This window comes from Candidatus Delongbacteria bacterium (assembly GCA_041675285.1).
In the GTDB taxonomy this organism is placed as follows: Bacteria; CAIWAD01; CAIWAD01; order CAIWAD01; family CAIWAD01; genus CAIWAD01.
This window is the reverse complement of sequence record JBAYTZ010000002.1, coordinates 48,874-72,497: the sequence shown is the minus strand read 5'-3', so window position 1 is coordinate 72,497 and position 23,624 is coordinate 48,874. Positions and strand designations below refer to the sequence as shown.

The window sequence follows — 23,624 nt, the reverse complement described above, 5'->3', positions numbered from 1 at the left end:
AAGCCCGTGGGGCATTACCCGGACCTGGTGGAGCGCTTGAAGCGCGAGCTGACGATGGACGAGTTGGTCCCGCACCACACGGGGCGCAAGCCCATTCGCTGCCCGCTGCCCGGCCACGAGGACAAGGACGGGTCTTTCATGGTCTACGGGGAAACCAACTCCTGGTGGTGCCCCAGCCATCCCCACGCCCGCTGCGGCGGAAGCCCCCTCGACTACCTCATGCTGGAGCAGCACACCGACTTCAAGGGTGCCGTTCAGCGCGCTGCCGAGATCAAGGGCTGGGATATGACCCCGCCGACCGAAGAGGAACGGGTGGCCGAGGCGGCCCGCCACAAGCGCGAGGAGACCCTCAGTGCCCTGGCTCGCTACGCGCATGGCCAGCTCATTGCCGACACGGACGTGGCCCGAGGGGCGCGCGAGTACCTGGCCAGCCGCGGATTCGACGGCGAGTTCCTGCACGACCACCACGTGGGCCTGCTGAACCTGGAGAAGCTCTTCCAGGCGCGTGGCAGCCATCCCCTCCTGGCGGACTTCAACCAGGCGGACTTCGAAGAGGCCGGTCTGCGAGGCGCAACGGGCAGCCTGCTCTTCCGGGACACGCGCGTCTTCTTCGCCCTCACCCTGCGCCAGCGGGTCGTGGGCGCGACCTTCCGCGCCCTGCCGGGCTCCACCGACAAGCGCAAGTTTGTTCACCTGGCCGGCCAGCCTGCCGGCTTGTGGAACCAGGACGCCCTGTTCAACAAGGACCGCGAGGTGGTCGTGGGCGAGGGCGTCCCGGATGCCGCCACGCTCGCCGTGTGGGGCATCCCGGCCGTCGGCAACCTGGGTTTGGAAGTGGCGCGGAACGCCCACCTCTTCGCCCACCTGAGCGTGGTGACTCTTGTCTGGGACAATGACAAGGCGGGCCGCAGTCGGGTGGTGAACGCGGGTCGGGCCATCCAGGCCGCCCTGCGCGACGGCGAGGTGCGGATCCTTCACATGCCCGGCGAAAAGGACATCAACGACTGGGCGCGCGCCGGCGGAACGCGCGAGGAGTTCCTGGCCCTGCTCAAGGGAGCCCCGGATCTCCTGACCTACCAGGTCCAGCTGCTGCCGGACGTGAAGGCCGGCGAGCGCATGACGCGAGATGCCCAAGGCGTGCTGCACGAGCTCCTGGCCGACGTCAGGGACCTGGACGAGAACCTGCAGGACGTCTACCTGAAGAGCATCGCCACCCGCGTGGGATCCACCCCAAAATCCCTGCGGGACATGATCAAGGCCCAGGTCAAGAAGGCCCCTGATCCTGTCTCCGGTTCGCAGTCCGACGCCCCCAGGGCCAAGGGTGGCGTGGGTGCCGCGGGCGTCCTGTTGGAGGACTCCCAGCAGTTCGTCGCAGCGCTGGACTTCTACTTCACCGACCCGGAACCCACGGCGCACATCGGCGTCTGGGGCGCGGACCCGGAATCAAAAGGCCAGGTGAAGTGCATCGTCGAGTCCCGCATCACCGACGGTCAAATTGACGCCACGCTGGTGCGCTATTCGACCCGGGCCGTTAACGATGACAAGCTGTCCCGATTCCCCGATCCCGACCTGCCCCGCTGGTCCAGGGCCGACGACGTCCCCTTCAGCGTGAGCCGATTCCTGGCTGCCCCGGCAGTCCACGTGCCCAACACGGCAGAGCTCTTCCTGGAGCTCAAGGAGTTCCTGCAGGAGTTCATCTGGTACCCGTCCACAGGCGATTTCGACGTGCTTTCGCTGTGGATCATGCAGAGCTACGTCTACCCCATCTTCGGCCGCCTTGGATACCTGCACCTCAACGGCGGGACGGGATCCGGCAAGTCCCTCACCCTGGACTTCATCGCGGCACTCGCCTTCAACACCCGAAAGACATCCAGCGTCACCGAGTCGGCCATGTTTCGGATGGCCCACGCCAATCGCGCGACCATCATCCTGGACGAGGCAGAGAAGCTCAGCCACCCCAAGCCTGGGACGGTGGAGGCCACCATCCGGCTCATGCTGAACGATGGCTACAAGCGGGGAGCCAGCGCCAGCCGGACGAACATGGACACCGGCCAGGTGGAGATGTTCGACACCTTCGGCCCCAAGTGTTTTGGGTCCATCCTGGAAATCGACCACGTCTTTGGGAACCGCTGCATCCAGATCAGGAGCCTGAAGAAGCACAAGGACGTGACCATTCGCGACGCCGCCCAGTGCGAACAGGAGATCAACGAGCGGGCCATCATCCTGCGGAACAAGATGCACTGCTGGGCCCTGGGCGTGTTCCCTGCCATCCACGCGATCTACACCCAGGAGCTGGTGGGGGCCTTCCCGGACCTGGAAAGCCGCGAGCGCGAGATCTGGCTGCCCATCCTGGTCCTCGCCATCCTCACCGACCGAGCCTCCAACTGGGACGAGACCTGCAGCCTGACGGATCGAATCCGGCGCATCCAGCAAGAGAAGGAAGGTGAGCGGGAAGAGAAGGCCCGCCGGGAAAGCGTCGACATCCTAATCCTGCAGACCATGCTCAACCTGATCACCGGCGAAGACCAGCGGGTCTACGAGGTGGTGGGGACCGCCTATGTCTATGTGGCCAACAAGCTGGCCGATGGCATCCACACCGAGCTGCTGGAAGACGGCGCCTGGCCCTTCGAGAAGAAGCTCACCAGCAACCGCCTGACCAACCTGCTCAAGACCCAGCACGTCATCGAGGAAGCCGACGTCAGCCGGCCAATGGTCGGCGGCAAGCGCGTGCGCGCCATCAAGGTCCGGCCCGACCAGTTGCGCCAAGCCCTGCAGCGCCTGCACGGCTTGAACGCCGAGGATGAGGCCGCGCTGCTCGCCGCCGAGCCAAGCCGACCCGTGCAGACCCAGACCACACCACCCACGCAGGACGACCTGCCCTTCTGAGAGGATCCGCCATGCCTGAGAAGCAACCCCATGTGATCGCCGACAGCTATCGCCTCATCGGGCTGTCGGCAGAGAATTTCCTGCGCCTGAAGGCCGTCCGCCTGGCGATTGATCCCGCGGCCCATGCCCTGGAACTCACGGGCGAAAACGGCCAGGGTAAGTCCAGCGTGATCAAGGCCATCTGGACGGCCCTGGGCGGGGCAAAGGCTCTGCAGCAGACAGATGAGCCCGTGCACGAGGACGCGGACAAGGCCGTCATCACCCTGGACATGGCGCCGGCGGACGACGCCCGGGCGAACAGCCCGCGGCGGATCCGCGTGACGCGTACGGTCACGGCGGAGGGCGGGTGGAGTCTGAAGATCTGGACCCCGGACAAGGGCAGTTTCCCCAGCCCCCAGGCGATCCTGGACAGCTTCTTCAACACCCTGTGCTTCGACCCCTCTGAGTTCTTGCGCATGAAGCCCGAAGCCCAGGCCAAGGTGATGGTGGACCTGGCCGGCGTGCGCGCGCCCATCGATGCGCTCAAAGCCAAGCGCCAGGCCTTCTACGACGAACGCACGGACGTGAACCGCGACCACAAGAAGGCCGAGGTGCGTCTGGAGGCCTTGGACCCACCTGAAGCCACCATGCCGACCGAAGTCAGCCTGGCCGAGCTGAACCGCCAGATCGAGGCCGCGCGCCAGGTGCAAACAGCGAACGACAAGGTGCGCCAGGAACTGCAGGACCTCTATGCCGACCATGCCAAGGCCAAGACCGACGTGGAGCGTTTGGAGGGCGAGCTGGAGGCGGCGCGTGCCCGCGTGTCGGAGCTGGTGGGCCAGGGCAGGGACAAGCGAAAGGTGGTGGACGAGCTCCCCGATCCCGGACTGCAGGCCCTGATGGACAAGCTGGAAACGGCCGAGGCCGACAACGCCCACGCCCAGGCGGCCAGGAAGTACCGCGAGGAAGAGGCGGAGGTGGACCGCCTGCTGAAGAGGAGCGAGGCCCTGACCCGGGACTACGATGCAGTCAACGACGAGATCGCCGCCGTGCTACTGGGCGCCAAGCTGCCCATCGAGGGGCTGGCCATCACCGAGGACGGGACCATTCGCTACCGAGACCGGCCCTTCGCCCAGGCCTCGGACGCCGAGCGCCTGGAGGTCTCCCTAGCCATGGGCGCGGCCATGCACCCCCGCCTGAAGTTCCTGGCGCTGCGCGAAGCCTCCATGATGACTGAGCGCACGCGGGACCGCGTGAAGGCCTGGGCCGCCGAGCAGGACCTGCTCGTTCTTTTCGAGCTGGCCACCAGCGAGGAGATCGGGATCCACATCGTGGACGGCGAGGTCCTGCAGGCGGAAGCGCTGCTGGAGGCAAGCCATGCCCAGTGACGGAGTAGGCGGGCGGCTTGCCGGGCCTGGACGGGTCTACCTGGAGACCCCGGCGGCATGGGAGATCCTCGCCATCCTGGACCGCAAGATCCTGCCCATGGAGTCCATGCTGGAGCTGCTGGCGGGGTTCAAGTCGGAGGACCTGCAGGCCGCCTATTGGCTGACGCGCCGGCGCGCCGATCTGGAGCGTCGCCAGGTGCTGTCGGACGGCGCGGCTGATGGCCGGGCCGCGCGCATCCAGGCGCGAAACATCCTGGTCCGGGCTGCCCAGCAGAACCTGATGATCGAGCGCTCCCGGCTCCTGGCCGAGGAGGCCGGCGCGATCCTGGAGGAGGTCCGTGGAAGCCCCCCACCCCTCATTGGGACGCACCTGCGTTCCGTCATCCAGGTCCTGGTCCTTGCCGGGTCCCCGCAGCCGCTCCTTGTGCGGCTGCGGCGGCTCTTGGCCGTCCGCCCCATCAAGCTCGAAGAGGCCCTGCAGCGGTTGCGCGGGTTGCCCCCCAGCGCCTGGTTGCGCAGTGGCTGGCCCAGCAGGCTGGAGCGCCCACACATGGCCTGGGTGCTGGAACAGGCCATCCTGCTGCAGAAGGAACTGCTGGCCGACCGGAAAGCGTGAGGTCCCATGGCGTCGCCAAGGAAGAAGCGTGGTCCCAGCACTCCCTTGCGCGAGGATCGCAACACGGATCCGCATTGGACCAACTGGGAGTATCTGTCCGCTTTCGGCGAAGACGACCTGGGCTACACGTATCTCGACGCCATCAAGCAGTTCTGCTGCATGCCCAGCGAAGAGGAAATGTGGCTGGATGAGCTGGTGCGCGAGGCCCGCCGGGCCTACGACCGTGCAGGCCACAGCCAGACAGGCCGCCAGGCCGCATGGCGCGTTTTCCGCCGGGCCGGCATGATCCTGCTGCACGACCGCATGGAAGAGCTGAAGGTGGAAACCGGGCGGCTCAGGCCCCGGGCGGCATTCGCGTGGCCGTCCAAGTCCATGACGGTGATCATCGCCACCAACTGGCGAGTGGAAATGAAGGCCTGAGCCCCCTCAAATTCCCCGCACTTTTTCTCCCACCCCTGTCCCCTTTGGCCTGATTTCCCGCGCCCTTGGAAGGAAACGACCAAGGAGACGGCAGCCATGTCTACCCCTGCCCAGCGCCCCCTGCGCCTGTACATCGCCCACCCCTACCGGGCCACCACCCGGGGCATCGTGGACCTCGTCCAATGAGTCGCCCGAAGGCCTTTGTCATGCCGAAGCTGGTTGACGAGCGGGCTGAAGAGCGCAAGGCCGCCATCCTGACCCTGGTGGAGGCCATTTACCGGCAGCTCGGCCACGACCCCGCCCGCCCGCCGGCGCTGATCACCGAGACCGAGGCCGCGACCGTCCTCCACCAGACGCCGGCAACCCTGCAGAAGTGGCGCTACGCCCGAAGCAAACCCCTGCCCCCGCGCAAGATCGGCGGGACCGTCCTCTACCTGCCCTACGACGTCGCCGCCTTCATCCTGACCACCCGCGAAGGAGACCCCCGATGAGCACAGCCCTGCTTGCCGCGGCTGCGGCTACCTGCACGGCCGCCGCCTGGTATTGGCACCGCGCCCGCGTTACGCGCGCCCTGCGAACGGATCGAGCCGCCTGGCGCGCCAGCCTCAACCGCGGACTGCTAGACGCCGCCCAGGCCACGGCCCAGACCTCTGAAGCCGCGGCCGCTGCACTCAAGCTGGTTGCCGAGGCCATCCAGGGCACGGGCGAGATGGGCGTGCTGGAGTCCAGCGTCCTGGCCGAACGCGTGGCCGAGGGAGCCGGCCTGGACGCAAGGGCGGCCACGGCCCCCGGTATCGCGCGGGCCATGGTCATGCTGCAGGAGATCGCCGCGGCGCGCGAGCTCATCCGCGTCATGGATCCCGCCGGCGCGCGGGACGCCTCCCTGCGGGATGACGCCATCCAGCACCTCGACCACGCCACCCAAGCCTACCTGGGCAAGCCCCAGCACAACTGATCCACATCCAATCAAGAGGAGGCTCCATGCCACGACAGAAGAAGGACCCCGAGGACAACGTGGTGCCGCTGAACCCGGGCGCGCAGTCGAAGGACCCGCCGGCGCCGGAGACGCCCAAGCCGACGGCCAGGGACCAGAAGGGCGGCAAGCCCACGGACATCGACTGCAAGGCCTACGACCGCCTGGCCGAGGAAGTGCACCGGCTGCAGGAGCTCACCGGCTGCGCCGGGTGGAAGCAGTTCTTCGGCAGCCTCCTGCGCGAGGCCGACGAGGCCCGCACCCAGCTGGAGTTCGCCGAGAAGCCGCGCGACGTGGTCAAGCTGCAGGCCACCATCGCCCTGGTGAAAAGCCAGCTCAAGAAGCTCCAGCAGCCCACGGAAGACCTGAACAGCATGCGCACCAAGTGGCCGCTGTTCGTGAGCGAGGTGCCCTGGCGCGCCGACTTCGACGAGCTCACCGGACGGGTGACCCTGGTCTGGGCTGGACAGGGCGAGCCGCCCAGCGAGATGCGCCACGCCTCCCTTTCCAAGGCCCTGGCCGCCCAGGCGGAACCGGACAAGGCGACCGCGTCTGATGCGCCCCAGGAGGACGCCGACCCGGACGGCGACGACGAGGACGACGAAGACCTGGACGCCACCGGGCCCGGCCCCGAGCCCGACGACCCCTTCGGAGAGTGAGCCATGGTCACCCAAGACGTCATCCAGCGCCTGCGCGCCTACCACGGCTACACCCGTCAGGATGCCGACCGCGCGGTCCGCGATGTCCTGGACGTGGTGCGCGAGCTGCTGGACGAGCTGGACGCGGACGAGGCCTTGACGCTGCCCAACCTGGGCCGCTGGCTGTGCCGGGTGAAGGCCAAGCCACACGGCGCCCATGGGATGGACATCGTCTGGAATCCATGCCGGCCGCTGCGCCTGGGCAAGGCGGCCCGCACCCTTCCCGCGGGCGACCCCAGGGTGATCAAGGCACTGAAGAAACGCAATAGGTCATGGACAACGTGGAGACAAGAACCGTGACGACTTTTCGCAAGAAGACCATGCCCGACTCGTGCGTGAAGATCCACTCCACCCTGCGCGGCAACCTGCGCCGCCTGATGGACGACTTCAACAACGAGGGGAAGGAGCAGAAGGGCATCGGCATCATTCGGATGGCCAAGCGCGCCGGCCTTGGCGTCGGCAGCGTCCAGTCCATCCTGAGCGATCCCCACCACAGCCCCAGCCTGCGCGTGCTGACCCAGCTGGCCACCGCGCTCGATGTTTCGGTGTCCGACCTCCTGCAGGATGCGGAGGCCTGACATGCCACACCAGCGGCCCGCCCATAGACCCTTCGAGCTTACGCCCCGAGATGCCCTGCTCATCCAGCAGGTCCGAGAGGAGCAGGCTGACCCCTGTGGGCGGGCCCTGTCCGGCCCCCAAGCGCCTTCACGGCCCACCGCCGCCGAGCACCTGGCCATGATCGCCGACGCCCTGCACGTCCCCCGCGACACGCCCTGGGAAGAGCTGGTCCTGCTGGTCACCATGCGCTGCAGGCCCATGGACAGGCAGCACCTGGACCGCCTGGTCACCGGCGGGCTCAAGTGCGCCATCGACACCCACGGCCCCATTACCCACGAGCGCATCTGCAGCGCGGCCAAGCGAATGGCTGGACAGATCCACGCCGTGCTGCGCGCCCAGCACCTGGACCTGGAAGACCCCGGGCAGGGCGTGCCGCGGCACCGTCGACTGGGGAACCAACATGCCTGACATCCCCCTGCTCACGCCCCGCAAGCACGAGTTCCTGGGCCGGCCCTACACCGGCAGCGTGGAGACCCTGGTGGCCATCGACAAGGAGATGCGCGCCGCCGTGCGCACGGTGGCCAGCCACCTGCCCATCCGCATTCCCCAGGACGCCCGCTTCAACCGCGCTCGCATCCGCGTGCGCCGGCACGTGAATGCCAACTGGCGCCAGGGCCCGATGGATGGTTTTGATTTGCTCGCCTGGCTGCGTGACTGCGACTGGAATGAGCTGGGCCGGGGGATGCGCAGATGAATGTCCCCACCGACCGACTGCCATCGCTGGAGTTTGATTGCTGCCTGATCATCCGCTGGCGCGCCGACCACCCCGAACGCCAGCTGCCTGACCTTCCCCGCGCCTACGCCGAGCGCCTGCTGGAAGACATGCTCACCAGCCTGCAGCCTTATCTGCGCGAGCTGCAGGTGGTGGAGCAGCTGCCCAGCGGGGAGTTAGGCGGGGTCCTGCGCAGCTGGACTGCGGCGCCTACCACCCAGCCACCCTCGCCGGACAACGCCCCGGCCCACAGCCCGACCTGGTTTGTGGCCACTGCCAGGTCGTTCAACCCATCCAGCACCCAGGAAGGAGAGTAGCCCATGCACAAACCGCGCATCCTGGGTTTGAGCCCCTGCCCCTGTGGTTGCGAAGTCGTCCACGACCGCCTGGAGTACCCGGACGGGCTGCGGCCACGAGGAGTGACCATGGCCACGGAGCTGCGCTGGTGCGCGGCCTGTGGCAACGCGCAGGCCACCATCGGCCAGGTGGACGAAACCTACGCGGAGCTGGAGGCCCGGGCGAACGCCAGGTGGAACAGGCAGCCCGTGGGCACGGGAGCTTGACCATGGGCAAGGCATCTTCCTTCGACGCCATCCCGACCGGCATGTGCCTTCCATGCGGCAGCCCCCGCCGCGCGCTGGGCCAGCTGCGGGCCGGGACGCCCCTCATCAAGCACACCCAGAACGAAGCCATCCAGCCCGGTCAGTGGGTGCGCTTCGCCCGCTGGCCCCTGTCACCAGACAACCCCCCACGCCGAGTGGACCACCTCACCGCCCGCAATTGCGCCGTGCTGGACCCCCACCCGGGCTGGCGGACCTATGCCCGCACCATGGACCTGGTGGTCGTGGAACAGGAAGAATTGCAGGTGTACCAAGCCGCAGGTGGGAGCATGCTGGGCTGCCCCACTTCGGCAGACACCCCAACCGAGGAACCATCCGCATGAAGCCCACCCACGTCATGAACATCACCGTTGGCGGCCCGGTCACCAAGGCAGACCTGGAGAATGCCATCGCCAAGCTGAAGTCCCGTTGGGGCGAGTCCGCGGTGATCTCAAGCACCATCCACAAGGCCCGTGCACGGCGCAAGGTTGCGGCCGCGCAGGCCGGGGAGGCCCACCATGCTTAGAACCTGCGCCCGATGCGAGTACCTGCGCACCCAGCGGCTTACACGCGGGATCTGCGTCGTCTCATGCCACAGAACGGGATTCGTGGTCCCGCATGCCTACGACGGCGCCAACGATCCCGACCGCGTCACCCTCTGGCGAGTCCCGAAGGAATGCCCGCGCCCCTCTTCCGAGGTGGAGAAGCGCGACAAGCCCCTACCCCAGCGCGACTGGGAATTCATCGACCTCGCGCCCATGCAACAGGAGACCCCGCAATGAACCTGGCCGGTTGGATTCTCTTCATCCTCATCGCCCTGGCCGTCGCGGCCAGCGTTGCCCAGGACATGGGCGCCGGGTACCGCAAGCGGGCCGGATGGATGGCCCTTGTTGGCACGGTGATCCTGCTGTTGCTCTGGCTCGCCGCCCAGGGGCCGCGGTCATGACGCGCGAATCCCAAAGCCGCCGCGCCAGGCGCCGCCGGCGCGAGACCCTACGCGGCCAGAGCCACCAAATGCAGGATCCGGGGAATCTGGCCACCCACCGGGCCCGCGAACGCTGGGACGCCTTTCAGGACGCCAAGGAGCGCCTGCAGCGGAAGCTCGACGCCCTGGCCCGCCTGGCCGCGATCCGGAGCGGTCGGCTGTGATGAGCACGCACGAGCAGGCCGCCCGCCACACCCTGGCCACCAGGACGGGTTTGGAGATCATGATCGGCCTGCTGTTGTCCAGGGGATCCATGTGCCCCGAGTGTGGCCATGGCACACGCGCGACCAGCAAGCGCTGGGCGCGCTGCAAGGCCTGTGGGGCACGCGTGCGGAGGGAAGCGTGAAGCCCCAAGGCGGCCGCAGCCCGGCGTTGTCCCAGCCCCACTCCATTGTTCGCCAAGCACGAAAGGACCCAGCATGCCCCGCCACTACATGATCGACATCGAGACCTGGGACACAGCGCCATCGGCCGTCATCCGAGCCATCGCCATCGTAGGCTTCGATCTGAAGGACGGCCATTACGCCATCGACGCGACCTGCACCAGCATCGCCGACTGCCGGCGCACCGTGGACCAGCAAATCCAGGCCGGTCGTACGGTGTCCGCCGAGACCGTGGCCTGGTGGGCCACCCGCGCGCCACTGGGGCCCATGCTCAACAGCAGCCGGGACGTCGCCAACGTCGAGGTTTTCGAGCCGCACTCGCTCACAGGCGTCGTGGAGAATCTCCTGGAAGATCTCCACGACCTGCACACGGACCCCACAACTTGCATCTGGAGCCGCGGCCACTTCGACATCGCCATCCTGGAGGACCTACTGCAGACCAATGGCCGCCCGGTCCCCTGGCGCCACAACCAGGTGCGCGACGTGCGCACACTGGACGAAATCACCCCGCCCATCGAATCCCAGATGCCCCACCACCCCCTGGCCGACTGCTTGGCGCAAATCGGGCAGGTGTGCGCGGCCCTGCGCTTGGCCAGGGCCGATGCGCAGCCCGAGGAAACTCGGCCACAACGAAGAACGGTCTTTGGGGCTGGATTCAATCAACCACTGCGCCGAACCGCTGGTGGAAAAGCTGAAGCAACTGCTCGCGAAGATCCAAGTACCACTGGTGCTGAATAGCCGTGAATTCAATTCGCTGATTGGGCGTAAAGCCTCTGTCCAAAAGATTCAACAAGTCGGTTTGCATGGTCTCGAATGCGATGAAGATTTCAGGTGGCAACAGGTGAGCATCGTTCTCCAGCAAGGACAACAAGTCTTCGAGCATGCTGTCCAACGACTCGCGATCCGCAAGGACCTCAAACACCTGTCCATCGTGCCCATCACAATTCGATCTGTGGCGACGCAAACGTGTCAGCAACCCAATCGCCAAAGCAAATGCTCGAAGCTCGGCCTGCGCCAGCGCCCGAACACGCTCCACCTGCAGAAGAAGATCCTCACTGCCCATCGAGTCCTCCTGTCGATCCCTGCCCGCGCCCATCGCACAGACACAACCAGCCACTCTACAAACCGGACATGGAAGGAACGAGAGAATTGAACATCACCCAGCCCATCGAAGACATCTGCAAGGCCTGCCTCGCCGGGTACCAATGCGGCCTCGTGCGTGGCCCCGGCAACACCTACGTCAACAACGAGCTCGCCGCCGCCTTCCGCATCGGGTTCGAAGCGGGGCGGAAGGATGGTATCAGCTTTCAGGATGGCACGCCGCTGGACGCCCCGAATCAGATCGCCGTGCTGAAGGCCAATCTCACGGCCGTGCGGGTGAAGAGGACGCGCGGGGCTGCGAACAAGTTCATCACCCTGGGATCGACCGAGGCGGCCGGGCGCGCGGCCATCTTCGACGCCAGCCGGGTGCTCGACGCCGCCGGCATTCCCCGCGGTGCTTCTCCCGACGTGGAGGCCCCCTACCACATCGTGCCGCGCATCCAGGCCCTGGTGGTCCAGCGCGACGCGGCCCTGGGCGCGCTGGCAGGCCCGGAAGGCGGCGGCCAATGACCAACCACGAGGACCCCGTCGTCCACGGCGACAACGCCATCTCCCCGAGGTTGCGGAAGTACATCCAGCGCCACGACGAGAAGCTGCGCGAGGACCTGGGCGCCAAGATCGACAGCCTCTTCAGCCAGTGGGACGCCAGGATGGAGGCCCGGGTCAAGGAGGCCGTGGCCACGGCCCAGCAGGGCCGGACGGCTGGCACGGCAGACGACCGCCTGCGCGAGGACGTCCGGTTGCTGGGCGAGGCCGTTCGGGGCCTGCGGCGCGACATCGACCGCCTGGCCACCAGCGTCAATCTGCGCTTCGAGCGCGTCCTGGGCCACATCGGCGCACAGGCTCGCCGGGCCACTGAACCCACCCGCGCCCGGGACGAGCAGGGCCGGCTGGTAGACCCCCTGCTGACGGCCGTGGAGACCCGGCGTCGCCTGCTGGGCGTCACCCAGCGCCGCCTGGCAGAGATTCTGCAGGCAGACCCCAGCCTTTGTTCCAGGTGGTTGGGAAGACGCGTCATGCCATCCGCGCAAACCCGGAACCTGATGCAGCAATGGCTGGATGCCACAGAGGCTGACGCCAGGTCCGCGATGGACCGCTTGAAGAACTGGCAGTAGAGATGGACGACGCAATGCGCCGTGGACGATTGCCCAAAGTGGGTTCTAAATCTCAGGCCTCGCTGCATGCATCGTGCAACTTTAGGCCCTCCAAACTTGTATCACCAAGAGTAGCCGAAAATTGCACGCTGCATGCAACCACCCCCCTGATTGGTATTTCTGCTTTGGGCAATGGGCAGCGATTTAGCTTTGATGGACACAAACATCTCAACGCTACAAGACAAAGGGGCCACTTCACTTCGCACTTTTATTGCCAGCTGGACTGTGACCGCTCAACGAACAATCTTTTCTATTTAAAAAAAGATATATGTCACGTCGGGCACTGTCCCGCGGGCAGTCACATTTCACACGCCAATACCCCCCTATGTCTCACCAGGGAAAAGTGTCTTTGTCCATACCCCTGGAGGTGGGAGTTTCGCGTCCCCACGCGGAACGCCGCTGTTCCCCGCCTGACCGCCGGTCTTCTCTTGCGCCCCCGATGCCGCCGCGCGCGCCCCACCCCCGGCCGCCACGCGGCCGCCTGCGCGCCCCACCACGCCCCGAACGCCCACACCCGAACCCACGGAAGGATGATCCCATGACGACGCCCCACGCGGCGCCCCTGGCGCCCTGCTGCCCCGACCTGCCCATGCTGGACCAAAAGCTCCCCGACGGATTCCAGGTCCACAACGAGCACTGGTCCTTCTCCCGGCTCGACACTTACGCCAGGTGCCCACTCGCCTACAAGGCCCGATACCTGGATCCCCAGATCTACGGGGCTGACTACATCAAGCCCCTGCCCGACCCCAGTGGTCCGGCCGTCCTCGGCACCCTCTGTCACCGGACGCTGGAGCTCGCCGGACAGACCCTCAAGCAAGCGCGTCACATGGGCAGGCTCTTCCGGCAGCAAGGCCTCATCCTCGACTGCCTCAACCAGGCATTCCAGGAAAAGCCCGAGAAAGGCGACGTCATCCCCACCGGCCAGGTCCTGGCCGACGCCCAGGCCATCCTCGTCGAATACCTGAAGACCGGCGACTTCTACGCCGACCAGATCCTCGGCCTGGAATGGCCCTTCGACTTCGTCATCGAAGACCCCCTCGGCGACATCCGCATCATCGGCTTCATCGACCGCCTTGAGATGACGCCCGAAGGCGTCGTGCGCCTCAAGGACTACAAGACCAATCGCATGCTCTATGCCAAGGACGAACTGCGCCAGTCCCTGCAGGCGTCCATCTACGAGATCGCCGTCCGGGACAGCGAAGCCCTGGCCGTCACGCCCGACACGCCCGTCGACTTCGAGTTCGTCCTCCTGCGCCACGGCCTGTCCCAGCGGACCACCCGATCCGAATCCGATCTCCAGCTGGCCGTCCACCAGATCACCACCCTCGTCCACCGCTGCGAAGGGTCCCGCACCTTCCCCGCCCACCTGAACAAGTACTGCGCCTACTGCGACCATAAGACCCGCTGCAGCCTCTGGCGCGAGGTGGTCGCACGCGGCCTGCCCCAGGCCTTTGTCACCCCCAGCGACCTGTCCGCCATCGCTGTCGAGTACGAACGCATGAGCGACGCCGCCAAGATCCTCTACGCCCGGAAGGAAGAGCTGGCCGACCTGATGAAGATCCACCTCATCGGGAACGAGCAGATCGAGACGCCCACGCACCTCTTCCGCACCAGCGCCAACAACGAGACCACGTTCCTCGACCCGTACCGCGTTGCCAAGCTCTTGGCACAGGTCTACCGACGTCCCGTCAGCCAAGTCCTGCGTCGCATCGGCAGGATCTCCAAGACCGAGTTCGACGCCGTCATGAAGGACGCCGAGCAGCGCCTGACCGCCACCGCCCTCAAGGAGCTCAAGGACGAGCTGGCGCCACTGATCGAGACCATGCCGAACCCCAAGCTGCAAGCCTACAAGCGCCCCGTGGAAGAGAAGGGCCAGCTGGCCAAACGCATCAAGCGGCCCCAGGTGAAGCGCAGACTGAAGATCTGAGAGCAGAATTGTGATGCACTTTTCAAATTGATGGCAAGCCTGTCAGTGATGGCAGTAACTTGGCAGGGCAAGAGTACAGAGTAACCCTGCGTGAGCCCACCCGCCCGGAAGCCCCGGCCGGTGGCCGCGACAGCCAGGAGGTTCCGATGGAGCCGAGGCCAGACAAGGTGGACACAGGAGGGCGGGGGAATCCGGTGGCCCGGGCGCCCCGCTGCGGAGCGGAGCTGGACGGCGGCAGGTTGTGCAGGGCTGTCGTGCCGATGCGGGGCATGCGCTGCAGCCAGCATCACGCTAGGCCGGAGGACCTTGTCCCGGCGCCGGACCTTCCCGCGGGCGTGGCCGTTCCGGCCCTTTTCCAGGATCCGGCCTGGCAGCGTTCCCTGGTCGGGTTCGTGGCCGACATCTACCGCGACTACACCGGGCTCAACACGGGCGCGGACCTGCGCCAGATCCTGGCGGCCGGGGCGGCCCACGTGCGACTGACCTACGGCATGGAGGCGCTGGACCCGAAGGACATCGAACTGCTGTCCAGGGTGGTGGACAGGCACCTGCGGAACCTGCGCGCGACGCCCAAGGAGCAGGAGGCCAGTCGGACAGGGAAGGACGGCAAGGGTGGGCCAGGACTGCTGGCCGCAGGCATGCAGGTGGGCGCACTGCTGGAACGCGTGCGCGGGGCCCTGTCGCCGGCCCAGATGCGGGCGTTGGCCGGTGGCCGATCCATCGCCGGCGCAGAGTCCCTGCAGGCGCGCGGGCCGGCCCTGGCCGTGGCGGAGCCGGACGACCTGGACGACGAGGACGACCAGGGCCTGCCCGGGGCAGTCGGCCTGGCGGACGACGACCTGCCGCCGGACCCGTTTGCCTGAAAACCCAGGAAATGCGTCCAAGAACATACCGCCCCGCCCTGGGGCGGCTTTTGCGTGTCAAAGGGATCGCACTCTAAGCAGGCAGTGAAAGGTCCGAGAATGGCTGTTCTCGGACGTCAACCCGTGACATGCGACAGCGGCGATCTGGTTGGACGGCACTCTGACAAGCCATTTCGCACCGGAATGCTGGTGAGATGGTGCCGCAGCGGTCGACGTCTAGCACCTGCCTGGAGCAGAGTGGCGGCGTGCGGGTCTGGCGCGGGCGCAGTGAGCGGCCGACCCCAGGTACGGCTTGCGGCACGTCCCGGGCCAAGATCGCCCGGCAGCGGGCGGCTGGTGCCGCCTGGCGGAGAATCTGGCGGGTGTACGGGCAGCGCGGCGCTGGGATGTTTGGGCACGAGGCAGCCGCCAGCAGCGCCTGCCGGCCAGGACTAAACCGGGGCGGGGGGGGGTTCTGGGAAAAGCGGGCACTCCAACGGGGGAACAATGAGAGTAAGGGGTGTCTCCGAGCTCGTGCGTTTTCTAGAATATGTTTGACTCTCGAGATGTGACTCGTTACTCTATGCTCAGCGGTCCACAGACACACGAGATACAGAGAGATTCTACGGCCGCAAGGCGGTTCTTCTCCATGAAGAGGTTTCTATGGCAGATGCTGCATCCATAATCCAAAAAGTAAGACCCACCGGTCTACCAGTAGAACCTTCCTCAATTGAAAAGGCTCTGGAGATTTATCTGCCAGAGCACCGGTATGTAGTCAGGGCAAATTTCTCGCCTTTGGCAGTAACAGCTACTGTAAGACTTGTTAGTTACTCTGTGACATTCCCGGGAATACTAGAGTACGTGACAGCTTCCCAGCTTATGACGCTGATTTCGCAGGTTGGCTACCTCTTGATACACCAAGCGATTGCCGCAAATCTTGCGCCTATAAATATGGAAGATTATCTGGTTAGTCAGCGAGCAGGAGATGTTATTTTCACGCATGTAGACGGACTCCGGTTTAGACGTAAGGTAATGCATTCTGAAGGTGAGGTAAACCTGTTGGTCAGTTGTCAGCGATTCGCTGTTCACGGGCGCATGGTAGTAAGTCATGTCACGTTTGATTTCGCTGACTCTGCCGCCCGAGGCGCAGGCACAGTTGTAATTCTACTGCCGTCTTGAGGTTGGCTTATGAACTTCAAAGTCGATGATGCAGTTACGTTGCTTAATATTCAATATGGAGTATGTTTTGGGGTGTTATTTGCCCATCAATTTGTTGATCCAACGATTGCCACTCAGCTCACGTTTAATTGGCCGTCAACTTTTTCATTAAGGGCGTCAGTGCTGTCCCTAACGATTTACTTCTTTCTTGACTGGACAACAGTAAATACACTTCGTGCCCGTCAGGATCTCTGCCAGGATGGTGATGTGTCTTTGCTTCGTGTGGTGTTTCTTTCGCTTTGGATATGGTTTCTCGGCATTGTAGTCACACTTGGTCGAACATCAGGTGACGATCGGTTACTTTTTCTTGCTGTTTACGCGCTAGCAGCAAGCAGTTACCACATTGCAAATTATCTATTTGGATGGTATCCAGTTGCACAAGGGAGACAGCTTTTTGGTACACTTGCCGGTCTGGGGGTTGCTTTCCTCTCTCTGGTTCTCCTCTTGAGATGGTTTCTTCAAGTGGGCACCACTAACGCAACAGAGAATGCTCAGTTATTTCTGTCCACAATTCTTGTATTAGTGCTGGTGAAGGTTTTCCACATCTCCATACTTGCAAGTCGTAAAACTGCGTGAGGCGGACATGAATGGCATTGGCTTTTTCGTTCTAGTGATGATTTTGTTGGCCATAAACGGAGCTGTAGGTTTCTGGCACACACGTCGCGATAATCGGACCACGCAACTCATCTATCGTGCCGACCCTGGAGTTCGTGGTTGGCTCGGAATAGCACTAACTCTTACTGGCACCGTGGTTGGCGGCGGCATGTTCTTGGCTGTTGGACAAATCGGATTTGAGGCTGGATTGGTGGGCTACCTTGTAGGAGTTATCTATCTTTTCGGTCTTGCGTTATTGGCTCGTTTCGTCAGACATATCCGAAAATTGATGTTTGATCGAAAAGCACATACTCTTATCGAGTTGGTTGCGTGCAACTACTCACGTCCAGTTGCTGTCCAGTTCGCGGTTATAAATTGTCTCATGTATGTTTTTTTGTTAGCAGGCCAGTTCGTAGGGATGTTTGTATTCGCCAAATATGTAGCTGCGACAATTGGAGTTGAATGGATACCTTGGGTTCTTGTTACAGTGGCTGCGGGGATGATGCTTTGTTATCCAGTTTGGGGTGGTCTGCGGAAAGACGTCATAACAGATTACTTTCAGGTTACGATTGTTGGGCTCGTTGGTGGTGTACTCTTGATTGGGCTGCTACAGACCGGCTTCTTTTCAGAAGGTATAAAAAACTTGCCGCTATCTAAGCTTGATGGCACTGGATACGGCTTCGTCTTCTTAATTGGCATAGTTCTTTTCCTCGGCCCACTTTTCCTTGTTCGTATGGACGTATGGCAACGAATCTGGACGGCAAAGTCCGACCGAGATGCGGTCATCGGTCTTGTGCTAGCGGGCGTCTTATCACTATTATTCTACGTCTTGTTTACTTCTATTGGAATGGCTGCGTTTTTAAAGGGATCCATTACGGCGGAGAATGCGACTCTTGGGTGGGTGTTCGAGACCTTCTCAGATCCTTGGATGTTGGCTTTTATCAGTGGTGGCTTTTTCTTTGCAGTTCTAAGCTCGGCCGACACATTTATCAATAATGCGTCGGTCTTTCTCTCGTGGGTGGTAAGTGGTGGCAATTGGACTAAGGCTGAAAATAATCAGACTCTAGACAAGGCGTTAGTTAAGAAGACTAGAATAATTGCACTCGTCTTAACCGTTTCGGCTCTAGGTCTTGCCTTTTTGATTCCTAATTTTGTAGACCTGTTTGTGGGCGCATTCTCGTTACTCTTGATATTCCTTCCAATGATTGCTGGACTCTTGGTGGAGGAGTGGAGAAGTAGTGCTGCTGCGATATCATCTGGCTTGTCTGGGGTAATAGTGTTCCTCGTTCTATTCTTTACCTGGAATCCTACTCAAGCTTTCGCCCCTGCGGTAGTATTAGCAATAGTTATTCACGCCGTTGTTGCACGGTTCTCGGCTTCACGGAAGGTGTCGGCATAAGAATTTTCCTATTTGCTGAGACAAATAAGCATTAGAATATTGTTGGTCAGCCTGATTAGATCTGTATTCCGTGGCCGACAGGAAGTAAGAAATCGAAATACCTTGTTTTAGTGTTGTTCGAGAAAGCTGATGCCACTTTGTTCTGAGTTGCTCCGCGCCACAAGAGCCTTTCGGCGTGCCCTTTCTGAAGGAGCGGTTTCAGCCACGTTGGGCAACTGCCACGAAAGGTGAACGCGTCAACTATCTGCTATTCTTGACGGAACTCTAAAGGCTGCTGGAGCTGCCTAAGCCCGAGCCCGCCCAGGCCGACCACCAGGAGAACGGTTGTGGTTTGGAGCGCTGTGTGACCTGGGTTGGCACCAACGACAGCATCACCCTCAATTTCATCTACTTGTACCGGCGCGGCTGTTTCGTCTGCGAGGCCAAAGAGTGAATTGAGCGCAAAGCCCCTTCCGTGTTTTCCTAGGTTCTTCATGATTACGTAGCTGATTCAGCCAGCTAACCTGTTGATGTTCATTGGCAATCAGATCGGCTGTCCCACCCTGGGCGTTTCTTCGTGCATCGTCCAGGAGGAATCCATGCTGTCGTCCAAGATCCAATTCCAGAAGGGCCTCGGGCTTGCCGAGTTCCTTCGCCGATTCGGCACCGAGGCCCAATGCCGGGAAGCCTTGCGCCAGTGGCGTTGGCCGGACGGCTTTGTCTGTCCTCGTTGCGGACACGATGTCGGGCATTCCCTTCGCACTAGGCCGGTGGTGCAATGTGGAAGGTGCCGCAAGCAGACCTCGTTGACAGCCAACACCTTGTTCCACTGGTCCCGGCTGCGTTTGACCCAGTGGTTCCTGGCGATCTACCTGATCAGCCAGACCAAGACCGGCATGTCGGGGCTGGAGCTGTCCCGGCACCTGTGTGTCCAGCAGAACACGGCTTGGCTGATCTTGCACAAGCTCATGGAAGCCATGAGGTTCCGGGAGGAGGAGCGGCAGTTGGGGCCTTATGTCGAGGTGGACGACGCCTACCTGGGCGGTCGTGCACCTGGCAAGAAGGTGGGACGCGGCTCGCCCAACAAGACGCCGTTCCTGGTGGCGGTCGGCAAGAACGACTCCGGCCTTCCTGTGCATGTGCAGCTTCAGGTGGTCAAGGGGTTCCGCCGGGCCGTCATCGCGACGTGGGCCAAGGACCATCTGAAGCCGGACGCGCACGTGCGCAGTGATGGCCTGTCGGCGTTTCGGGTGCTGGAATCCCATGCGCGCGTGCACCAGCGCCTCATCGTCAATGGAGACAATCGGATGATGGACACGGCCTTCTTCTGGTCCAGCACCATCTTGGGCAATCTGAAGACCAGCTTGCAGGGCGTGTATCACCAGATCCACGGCAAGTACGTGCCGCGCTTTCTGGCCCTGTTCCAGTACCGGTTCAACCGCCGCTTCGATTTGAAAGAGCTGGCGATCAGCGCCATGCGCCTGGCGGCGAGATCCAACCCGTTGCCTTTGCGTCAGATCCGTTTGGCTGAGTCAGCTACTTAATCATGAGGTTCTTTGATATGAAGGTGTTGGGCGAATCCTGGCTTGGTGGATCCTACACCAAACACCTATCGAGGGACACGAACCGGCGCCGGTTCAGAGGGGCGTCCGTCGCATGGCGGGGACCCCAAACGAGCGTCGCGGCTGATGGGGTGCAACCGCGCGCGGGCGGTTTTCCATGTAGGCGACTTCTCCGTGTTAGCTTCTTGCGTGGCAATTGGAGTGATCATGGCGAGTGAGTTGATTCGCGCGGAAACGAGAAATCTGCTTCGGGAGTACTTCGTCGGGACAAGTCTCTCGATCATCAGGGACCGCTTCGAGGCGGCTGGAATCACCTGCGACGAGTTTTTCGATCCGGGTGTGTCAGGGGAACGGCGAGGTCTCGTGATGCGGTATTACCACGCGCTGGACCTCACGTCTTGGAAGGACGTGAAGAAACTGATGCGTGTGTTTGAATCGGTCCTGGATGAGTTGGAGGTCGGTGTCGAGGCCAAGGACCAATACAGGGCTGGCTTCGCCAAGGAAGAGCTGGGAAAGTTCAGTCGGGCCCTTCGCCGCGATGGGTTTCGATGGGAGGATGCTCGTCTTCTCGCGCCAACCGACTTGCTCACGATGGAGAACATTCATCATGCAATCTCTGGGTTGGACGCGCCCGAGTTGAATCGGCAGATCACGCGCTTGCGCGATTCCGTGAACGATGATCCCGCGCTGGCGGTGGGCACGGCGAAAGAAATGCTGGAGACCACCTGCAAGACGATTCTCGGGGATTGTGGCGTCGAGGTTGAAACAGGTTGGGATGTTTCGGAATTGCTGAAGCGAACTCGACGGGAACTGAAACTACTGCCTGATGACGTGCGTTCGGCGGCCAAGGGCGCGGAGACCGTCAAACGACTGCTGAGCAACCTGGGGCAAGTTGGCATCGGACTGGCCGAGCTTCGGAATTTGTATGGCAGTGGGCATGGGCGTGCTGGCAACACGAAGGGGCTTTCGCCACGGCACGCGAGACTGGCCGTTGGTGCCGTTGTCACGGTAGTGCAGTTCTTGTTCGAGACTCACGAGGACAGGAAGCGATCCCAGATAGTGTGAAACATGGACACGCTGACACCAGCCGAGCGCAGCGAGCACATGAGCCGGATCCGGAGCCGCGACACGGGACCCGAGATGGTCGTGCGCCAGCTCGTCCATGGCATGGGATTTCGCTACCGGCTCCATCGCCGTGAGCTGCCGGGATGTCCCGACCTCGTCTTTAATTCACGGCGCAAGGTTATCTTCGTGCATGGGTGCTTTTGGCACGCACATGATGGTTGCCGCAACGCCAGGATTCCCAAGTCGAACCAATCGTTCTGGTTGACGAAACTTGCCGCGAACAAGTCGCGGGACCGCTCCAGCTTGGAGCGGCTGGTTGACATGGGATGGAGAGTCCTGGTCTTGTGGGAGTGCGAACTGGGCGACATGGAAACCACGGCAAGCAGGATCCGTGGATTCCTGGAAGGCGGGATGCCCGAGGGGAGTGACGATGCGATCGGTTGAGCTGTTCGCCGGCGCGGGCGGCCTAGGCCTGGGGCTTTCCCTGGCCGGCTTCCACCCGGAGTTGGTGGTTGAGTGGGATCAATGGTGTTGCGACACGCTGACTCGCAACAGGGAGCGCGGCTACCCGCTGGTGAATGACTGGCGCGTGGTGCGCGAGGACGTGCGAAAGGTCGATTACGGGGAGGTGCCGGGCCCAGTGGACCTGGTCTCCGGTGGGCCGCCGTGCCAGCCGTTCTCGATTGGCGGAAAGCATGGCGCCTTCATGGATGACCGGGACATGTGGCCCGCCGCGGCGGACGTGGTGCGGCGCCTCGCGCCCAGGGCCTTCCTCTTCGAGAACGTGAAGGGGATCACCCGCGCCTCGTTCATCAACTACTTCCAGTACATCCAGCTGCGCCTCTCCTTCCCCGAGGTGCTCCCCAAGCGGGATGAGCAGTGGATCGATCACCTTCGTCGTCTTGAGCGCCACAAGACCAAGGGCAACACGCGTGGGCTGTGGTACAAGGTCGTGGCTCGCGTGCTGAACGCGGCGGACCATGGCGTGCCGCAACGGCGGGAACGCGTGTTCATCGTGGGCTTCCGGAGCGATCAGCGGCAGGGGTGGTCCTTCCCCGAGGCGACACATTCGTTGGATCGCCTGCTGTGGGACCAGTGGGCGACGGGCGAATACTGGGATCGTCACGAGGTGCCCAAGCGAGACCGGCCGGCGCATGCTGGCCAGCATGAAACCAGGGCGCGTCTGCTTCTTCGGGCCGGGATCGAGCCTGGTTTTGGGCGTGAGAAGCCGTGGCGAAGCGTGCGCGACGCGATCGCGGATCTTCCCGATCCCGAGCGCGGTCGGCGGGGACATCATCTCAATCACCAGTTCCAGGACGGGGCCCAGGTGTACCCTGGCCATTCCGGCAGCCCCATCGACTTGCCAGCGAAGACGCTGAAGGCGGGTGATCACGGCGTGCCTGGCGGCGAGAACATGCTGGTGCGCCCCGACGGCACGGTGCGCTATTTCACTGTGCGGGAATCGGCGAGACTACAGACGTTTCCCGATGGCTACGAGCTGCATGGGTCTTGGACCGAGTCGATGCGCCAGTTGGGGAACGCCGTGCCGGTGCGGCTGGCCCGGGTCGTGGGCGCGAGTCTGGCCGGGCAGTTGATTCAGGGCGACATCGATCGGCTGTCCCACCAGGGCATCGCGTCATGAGCACGCAACCCTACAACCCCCTCGACAAATCGAATCTCGGAAAGAGCATTGCCGACGCGATGCTTGCCTCCACGATCCAGCAGCTGGGGACGCTGAAGCGGTTCACGGGCGCGGGCATCTACGCCATCTACTACGCGGGGCCGTTCGAACCCTATGCGCCGATCTCATGGGACGGCAAGGAGCCGATCGACCTGCAGCCCATTTACGTGGGCAAGGCGGTGCCCGATGGCGGACGCAAGGGAGCGGTTCAGGACGAAGGAAAGTCCAGCACGGCCCTGTTCAAGCGCTTGAACGAGCATGCCAAGAGCATCGACCAAGTGGAGAACTTGGATCTGAAGGATTTTCACTGCCGCTACTTGGTCGTGGACGACATTTGGATCCCCTTGGGCGAGCGGCTCCTCATCAACCGCTTCGCGCCGATTTGGAACACGCTGGTCGATGGCTTCGGCAATCATGATCCAGGTTCGGGCCGCCACAAGGGCATGCGGGCGCGGTGGGACGTCTTGCATCCTGGCCGGTCCTGGGCATTGAAATGCAAGGCGAGAAGCGAGTCGACAGAGCAAATTGCCCAAGACGTCAAGACGCATTTAAGGGCATTGGTCGGATAGACGCTTGACGTTATAAAACCCGGTTGATTTTCGAATCTCCTCGGATCGGTGACATTGTTCGATCAAACGTAGAGGCACCGTTGAATCCACGACACTTGTTTGTTGATTCTCGAATGACAGGGCTCTGCGCCTACTGTGGTGGCGATCCCGAGACTCGCGACCACGTACCATCCAAAATCCTCCTCGACGACCCGCTTCCTGTCGACCTCCCCACCGTTGACGCATGCGCAAAGTGCAATGGCTCCTTCTCGCTGGACGAGGAGTACGTGGCGTGTT

The 23,624-nt window shown here is 63.1% G+C and carries 31 protein-coding genes; 30 read left to right on the top strand and 1 reads right to left on the bottom strand.

Features of this window, described 5'->3' with window-relative positions:
- Positions 1 to 6: 6 nt before the first annotated feature.
- The 19 genes from WC326_02085 (at position 7) to WC326_01995 (ending at position 10,995) form a co-directional block, all read left to right on the top strand.
- Entirely contained in the window at positions 7 to 2,886 is a 2,880-nt protein-coding gene (locus WC326_02085) for a hypothetical protein (protein ID MFA7329840.1), read from the top strand.
- An 11-nt stretch (positions 2,887 to 2,897) separates the two neighbouring features.
- Positions 2,898 to 4,253: a hypothetical protein gene (locus WC326_02080; GenBank protein ID MFA7329839.1), complete on the top strand. Its 1,356-nt coding sequence runs from the start codon at positions 2,898 to 2,900 to the stop codon at positions 4,251 to 4,253.
- Positions 4,243 to 4,869, top strand: a complete 627-nt coding sequence (locus tag WC326_02075; GenBank protein ID MFA7329838.1) for a hypothetical protein — start codon at positions 4,243 to 4,245, stop codon at positions 4,867 to 4,869. The genes WC326_02080 and WC326_02075 overlap by 11 nt, the downstream gene beginning before the upstream one ends.
- 45 nt (positions 4,870 to 4,914) lie before the next feature.
- Positions 4,915 to 5,289 (top strand): hypothetical protein, encoded by a 375-nt coding sequence (locus WC326_02070; GenBank protein MFA7329837.1) that lies wholly within the window; start codon positions 4,915 to 4,917, stop codon positions 5,287 to 5,289.
- A gap of 206 nt (positions 5,290 to 5,495) precedes the next feature.
- Positions 5,496 to 5,780 carry a helix-turn-helix domain-containing protein gene (locus WC326_02065; GenBank protein ID MFA7329836.1) on the top strand — a complete coding sequence of 95 codons (285 nt, stop codon included), beginning with the start codon at positions 5,496 to 5,498 and terminating at the stop codon, positions 5,778 to 5,780.
- The gene (locus WC326_02060) at positions 5,777 to 6,244 is read left to right on the top strand and encodes a hypothetical protein (protein ID MFA7329835.1); all 468 of its coding nucleotides are present in this window, start codon (positions 5,777 to 5,779) and stop codon (positions 6,242 to 6,244) included. The genes WC326_02065 and WC326_02060 overlap by 4 nt, the downstream gene beginning before the upstream one ends.
- A 26-nt stretch (positions 6,245 to 6,270) precedes the next feature.
- On the top strand, positions 6,271 to 6,921 hold the full coding sequence (locus WC326_02055) for a hypothetical protein (protein MFA7329834.1): 651 nt from the start codon (positions 6,271 to 6,273) through the stop codon (positions 6,919 to 6,921).
- Between the two features lie 3 nt (positions 6,922 to 6,924).
- Positions 6,925 to 7,260: a hypothetical protein gene (locus WC326_02050; protein MFA7329833.1), complete on the top strand. Its 336-nt coding sequence runs from the start codon at positions 6,925 to 6,927 to the stop codon at positions 7,258 to 7,260.
- The gene (locus WC326_02045; protein MFA7329832.1) at positions 7,257 to 7,538 is read left to right on the top strand and encodes a helix-turn-helix transcriptional regulator; all 282 of its coding nucleotides are present in this window, start codon (positions 7,257 to 7,259) and stop codon (positions 7,536 to 7,538) included. Before WC326_02050 ends, WC326_02045 begins: the two co-directional genes overlap by 4 nt.
- A gap of 1 nt (position 7,539) precedes the next feature.
- A complete protein-coding gene (locus tag WC326_02040; protein ID MFA7329831.1) occupies positions 7,540 to 7,986 on the top strand; it encodes a hypothetical protein in 447 nt (148 codons plus the stop codon).
- Entirely contained in the window at positions 7,979 to 8,272 is a 294-nt protein-coding gene (locus tag WC326_02035; protein MFA7329830.1) for a hypothetical protein, read from the top strand. Before WC326_02040 ends, WC326_02035 begins: the two co-directional genes overlap by 8 nt.
- Positions 8,269 to 8,607, top strand: coding sequence for a hypothetical protein (locus WC326_02030; GenBank protein MFA7329829.1), 339 nt, complete (start codon positions 8,269 to 8,271; stop codon positions 8,605 to 8,607). The genes WC326_02035 and WC326_02030 overlap by 4 nt, the downstream gene beginning before the upstream one ends.
- 3 nt (positions 8,608 to 8,610) lie before the next feature.
- Entirely contained in the window at positions 8,611 to 8,853 is a 243-nt protein-coding gene (locus WC326_02025; GenBank protein ID MFA7329828.1) for a hypothetical protein, read from the top strand.
- Between the two features lie 2 nt (positions 8,854 to 8,855).
- Positions 8,856 to 9,233, top strand: coding sequence for a hypothetical protein (locus WC326_02020; GenBank protein MFA7329827.1), 378 nt, complete (start codon positions 8,856 to 8,858; stop codon positions 9,231 to 9,233).
- On the top strand, positions 9,230 to 9,415 hold the full coding sequence (locus WC326_02015; protein MFA7329826.1) for a hypothetical protein: 186 nt from the start codon (positions 9,230 to 9,232) through the stop codon (positions 9,413 to 9,415). Before WC326_02020 ends, WC326_02015 begins: the two co-directional genes overlap by 4 nt.
- A gap of 82 nt (positions 9,416 to 9,497) precedes the next feature.
- Positions 9,498 to 9,671 (top strand): hypothetical protein, encoded by a 174-nt coding sequence (locus WC326_02010; protein ID MFA7329825.1) that lies wholly within the window; start codon positions 9,498 to 9,500, stop codon positions 9,669 to 9,671.
- Positions 9,668 to 9,835 (top strand): hypothetical protein, encoded by a 168-nt coding sequence (locus WC326_02005; GenBank protein MFA7329824.1) that lies wholly within the window; start codon positions 9,668 to 9,670, stop codon positions 9,833 to 9,835. Before WC326_02010 ends, WC326_02005 begins: the two co-directional genes overlap by 4 nt.
- The gene (locus tag WC326_02000; protein ID MFA7329823.1) at positions 9,832 to 10,038 is read left to right on the top strand and encodes a hypothetical protein; all 207 of its coding nucleotides are present in this window, start codon (positions 9,832 to 9,834) and stop codon (positions 10,036 to 10,038) included. Before WC326_02005 ends, WC326_02000 begins: the two co-directional genes overlap by 4 nt.
- 255 nt (positions 10,039 to 10,293) lie before the next feature.
- The gene (locus tag WC326_01995) at positions 10,294 to 10,995 is read left to right on the top strand and encodes a 3'-5' exonuclease (protein MFA7329822.1); all 702 of its coding nucleotides are present in this window, start codon (positions 10,294 to 10,296) and stop codon (positions 10,993 to 10,995) included.
- Here WC326_01995 and WC326_01990 read toward each other — a convergent pair.
- Positions 10,913 to 11,320 carry a hypothetical protein gene (locus tag WC326_01990; protein MFA7329821.1) on the bottom strand — a complete coding sequence of 136 codons (408 nt, stop codon included), beginning with the start codon at positions 11,318 to 11,320 and terminating at the stop codon, positions 10,913 to 10,915. The genes WC326_01995 and WC326_01990 overlap by 83 nt on opposite strands.
- A gap of 86 nt (positions 11,321 to 11,406) precedes the next feature.
- On the opposite strand from WC326_01990, the gene WC326_01985 reads away from it, so the two are divergent.
- The 11 genes from WC326_01985 to WC326_01935 all read left to right on the top strand — a co-directional run bounded on the left by WC326_01985 (position 11,407) and on the right by WC326_01935 (position 23,348).
- A complete protein-coding gene (locus tag WC326_01985) occupies positions 11,407 to 11,868 on the top strand; it encodes a hypothetical protein (GenBank protein MFA7329820.1) in 462 nt (153 codons plus the stop codon).
- Entirely contained in the window at positions 11,865 to 12,473 is a 609-nt protein-coding gene (locus tag WC326_01980) for a hypothetical protein (GenBank protein ID MFA7329819.1), read from the top strand. Before WC326_01985 ends, WC326_01980 begins: the two co-directional genes overlap by 4 nt.
- Positions 12,474 to 13,050: 577 nt before the next feature.
- Positions 13,051 to 14,439: a PD-(D/E)XK nuclease family protein gene (locus tag WC326_01975; GenBank protein ID MFA7329818.1), complete on the top strand. Its 1,389-nt coding sequence runs from the start codon at positions 13,051 to 13,053 to the stop codon at positions 14,437 to 14,439.
- A 146-nt stretch (positions 14,440 to 14,585) separates the two neighbouring features.
- Positions 14,586 to 15,302: a hypothetical protein gene (locus WC326_01970; protein ID MFA7329817.1), complete on the top strand. Its 717-nt coding sequence runs from the start codon at positions 14,586 to 14,588 to the stop codon at positions 15,300 to 15,302.
- Between the two features lie 1,167 nt (positions 15,303 to 16,469).
- The gene (locus tag WC326_01965) at positions 16,470 to 17,075 is read left to right on the top strand and encodes a hypothetical protein (GenBank protein MFA7329816.1); all 606 of its coding nucleotides are present in this window, start codon (positions 16,470 to 16,472) and stop codon (positions 17,073 to 17,075) included.
- Between the two features lie 7 nt (positions 17,076 to 17,082).
- Positions 17,083 to 18,492 carry a hypothetical protein gene (locus tag WC326_01960; GenBank protein ID MFA7329815.1) on the top strand — a complete coding sequence of 470 codons (1,410 nt, stop codon included), beginning with the start codon at positions 17,083 to 17,085 and terminating at the stop codon, positions 18,490 to 18,492.
- A gap of 578 nt (positions 18,493 to 19,070) precedes the next feature.
- Positions 19,071 to 20,015: an IS1595 family transposase gene (locus WC326_01955; GenBank protein ID MFA7329814.1), complete on the top strand. Its 945-nt coding sequence runs from the start codon at positions 19,071 to 19,073 to the stop codon at positions 20,013 to 20,015.
- A gap of 225 nt (positions 20,016 to 20,240) precedes the next feature.
- A complete protein-coding gene (locus WC326_01950) occupies positions 20,241 to 21,098 on the top strand; it encodes an abortive infection family protein (GenBank protein MFA7329813.1) in 858 nt (285 codons plus the stop codon).
- A 3-nt stretch (positions 21,099 to 21,101) separates the two neighbouring features.
- Positions 21,102 to 21,542, top strand: a complete 441-nt coding sequence (gene vsr / locus WC326_01945) for a DNA mismatch endonuclease Vsr (protein ID MFA7329812.1) — start codon at positions 21,102 to 21,104, stop codon at positions 21,540 to 21,542.
- Positions 21,529 to 22,740, top strand: coding sequence for a DNA cytosine methyltransferase (locus WC326_01940; protein MFA7329811.1), 1,212 nt, complete (start codon positions 21,529 to 21,531; stop codon positions 22,738 to 22,740). Before vsr ends, WC326_01940 begins: the two co-directional genes overlap by 14 nt.
- On the top strand, positions 22,737 to 23,348 hold the full coding sequence (locus tag WC326_01935) for an Eco29kI family restriction endonuclease (GenBank protein MFA7329810.1): 612 nt from the start codon (positions 22,737 to 22,739) through the stop codon (positions 23,346 to 23,348). Before WC326_01940 ends, WC326_01935 begins: the two co-directional genes overlap by 4 nt.
- Positions 23,349 to 23,624 lie beyond the last annotated feature (276 nt).

Bases quoted from the DNA above. Each gene is read 5' to 3' on its own strand.
- WC326_01940 (MFA7329811.1), top strand. From the start codon at position 21,529: ATGCGATCGGTTGAGCTGTTCGCCGGCGCGGGCGGCCTAGGCCTGGGG.
- WC326_02025 (MFA7329828.1), top strand. From the start codon at position 8,611: ATGCACAAACCGCGCATCCTGGGTTTGAGCCCCTGCCCCTGTGGTTGC.
- WC326_01980 (MFA7329819.1), top strand. From the start codon at position 11,865: ATGACCAACCACGAGGACCCCGTCGTCCACGGCGACAACGCCATCTCC.
- WC326_02080 (MFA7329839.1), top strand. From the start codon at position 2,898: ATGCCTGAGAAGCAACCCCATGTGATCGCCGACAGCTATCGCCTCATC.
- WC326_01965 (MFA7329816.1), top strand. From the start codon at position 16,470: ATGAACTTCAAAGTCGATGATGCAGTTACGTTGCTTAATATTCAATAT.
- WC326_01995 (MFA7329822.1), top strand. From the start codon at position 10,294: ATGCCCCGCCACTACATGATCGACATCGAGACCTGGGACACAGCGCCA.
- WC326_02065 (MFA7329836.1), top strand. From the start codon at position 5,496: ATGCCGAAGCTGGTTGACGAGCGGGCTGAAGAGCGCAAGGCCGCCATC.
- WC326_02020 (MFA7329827.1), top strand. From the start codon at position 8,856: ATGGGCAAGGCATCTTCCTTCGACGCCATCCCGACCGGCATGTGCCTT.
- WC326_01960 (MFA7329815.1), top strand. From the start codon at position 17,083: ATGAATGGCATTGGCTTTTTCGTTCTAGTGATGATTTTGTTGGCCATA.
- WC326_02055 (MFA7329834.1), top strand. From the start codon at position 6,271: ATGCCACGACAGAAGAAGGACCCCGAGGACAACGTGGTGCCGCTGAAC.
- WC326_01975 (MFA7329818.1), top strand. From the start codon at position 13,051: ATGACGACGCCCCACGCGGCGCCCCTGGCGCCCTGCTGCCCCGACCTG.
- WC326_02030 (MFA7329829.1), top strand. From the start codon at position 8,269: ATGAATGTCCCCACCGACCGACTGCCATCGCTGGAGTTTGATTGCTGC.
- WC326_01970 (MFA7329817.1), top strand. From the start codon at position 14,586: ATGGAGCCGAGGCCAGACAAGGTGGACACAGGAGGGCGGGGGAATCCG.
- WC326_02035 (MFA7329830.1), top strand. From the start codon at position 7,979: ATGCCTGACATCCCCCTGCTCACGCCCCGCAAGCACGAGTTCCTGGGC.
- WC326_02005 (MFA7329824.1), top strand. From the start codon at position 9,668: ATGAACCTGGCCGGTTGGATTCTCTTCATCCTCATCGCCCTGGCCGTC.
- vsr (MFA7329812.1), top strand. From the start codon at position 21,102: ATGGACACGCTGACACCAGCCGAGCGCAGCGAGCACATGAGCCGGATC.
- WC326_02050 (MFA7329833.1), top strand. From the start codon at position 6,925: ATGGTCACCCAAGACGTCATCCAGCGCCTGCGCGCCTACCACGGCTAC.
- WC326_01935 (MFA7329810.1), top strand. From the start codon at position 22,737: ATGAGCACGCAACCCTACAACCCCCTCGACAAATCGAATCTCGGAAAG.
- WC326_01950 (MFA7329813.1), top strand. From the start codon at position 20,241: ATGGCGAGTGAGTTGATTCGCGCGGAAACGAGAAATCTGCTTCGGGAG.
- WC326_02040 (MFA7329831.1), top strand. From the start codon at position 7,540: ATGCCACACCAGCGGCCCGCCCATAGACCCTTCGAGCTTACGCCCCGA.
- WC326_02015 (MFA7329826.1), top strand. From the start codon at position 9,230: ATGAAGCCCACCCACGTCATGAACATCACCGTTGGCGGCCCGGTCACC.
- WC326_02075 (MFA7329838.1), top strand. From the start codon at position 4,243: ATGCCCAGTGACGGAGTAGGCGGGCGGCTTGCCGGGCCTGGACGGGTC.
- WC326_02000 (MFA7329823.1), top strand. From the start codon at position 9,832: ATGACGCGCGAATCCCAAAGCCGCCGCGCCAGGCGCCGCCGGCGCGAG.
- WC326_02060 (MFA7329835.1), top strand. From the start codon at position 5,777: ATGAGCACAGCCCTGCTTGCCGCGGCTGCGGCTACCTGCACGGCCGCC.
- WC326_01990 (MFA7329821.1), bottom strand. From the start codon at position 11,320: ATGGGCAGTGAGGATCTTCTTCTGCAGGTGGAGCGTGTTCGGGCGCTG.
- WC326_01955 (MFA7329814.1), top strand. From the start codon at position 19,071: ATGCTGTCGTCCAAGATCCAATTCCAGAAGGGCCTCGGGCTTGCCGAG.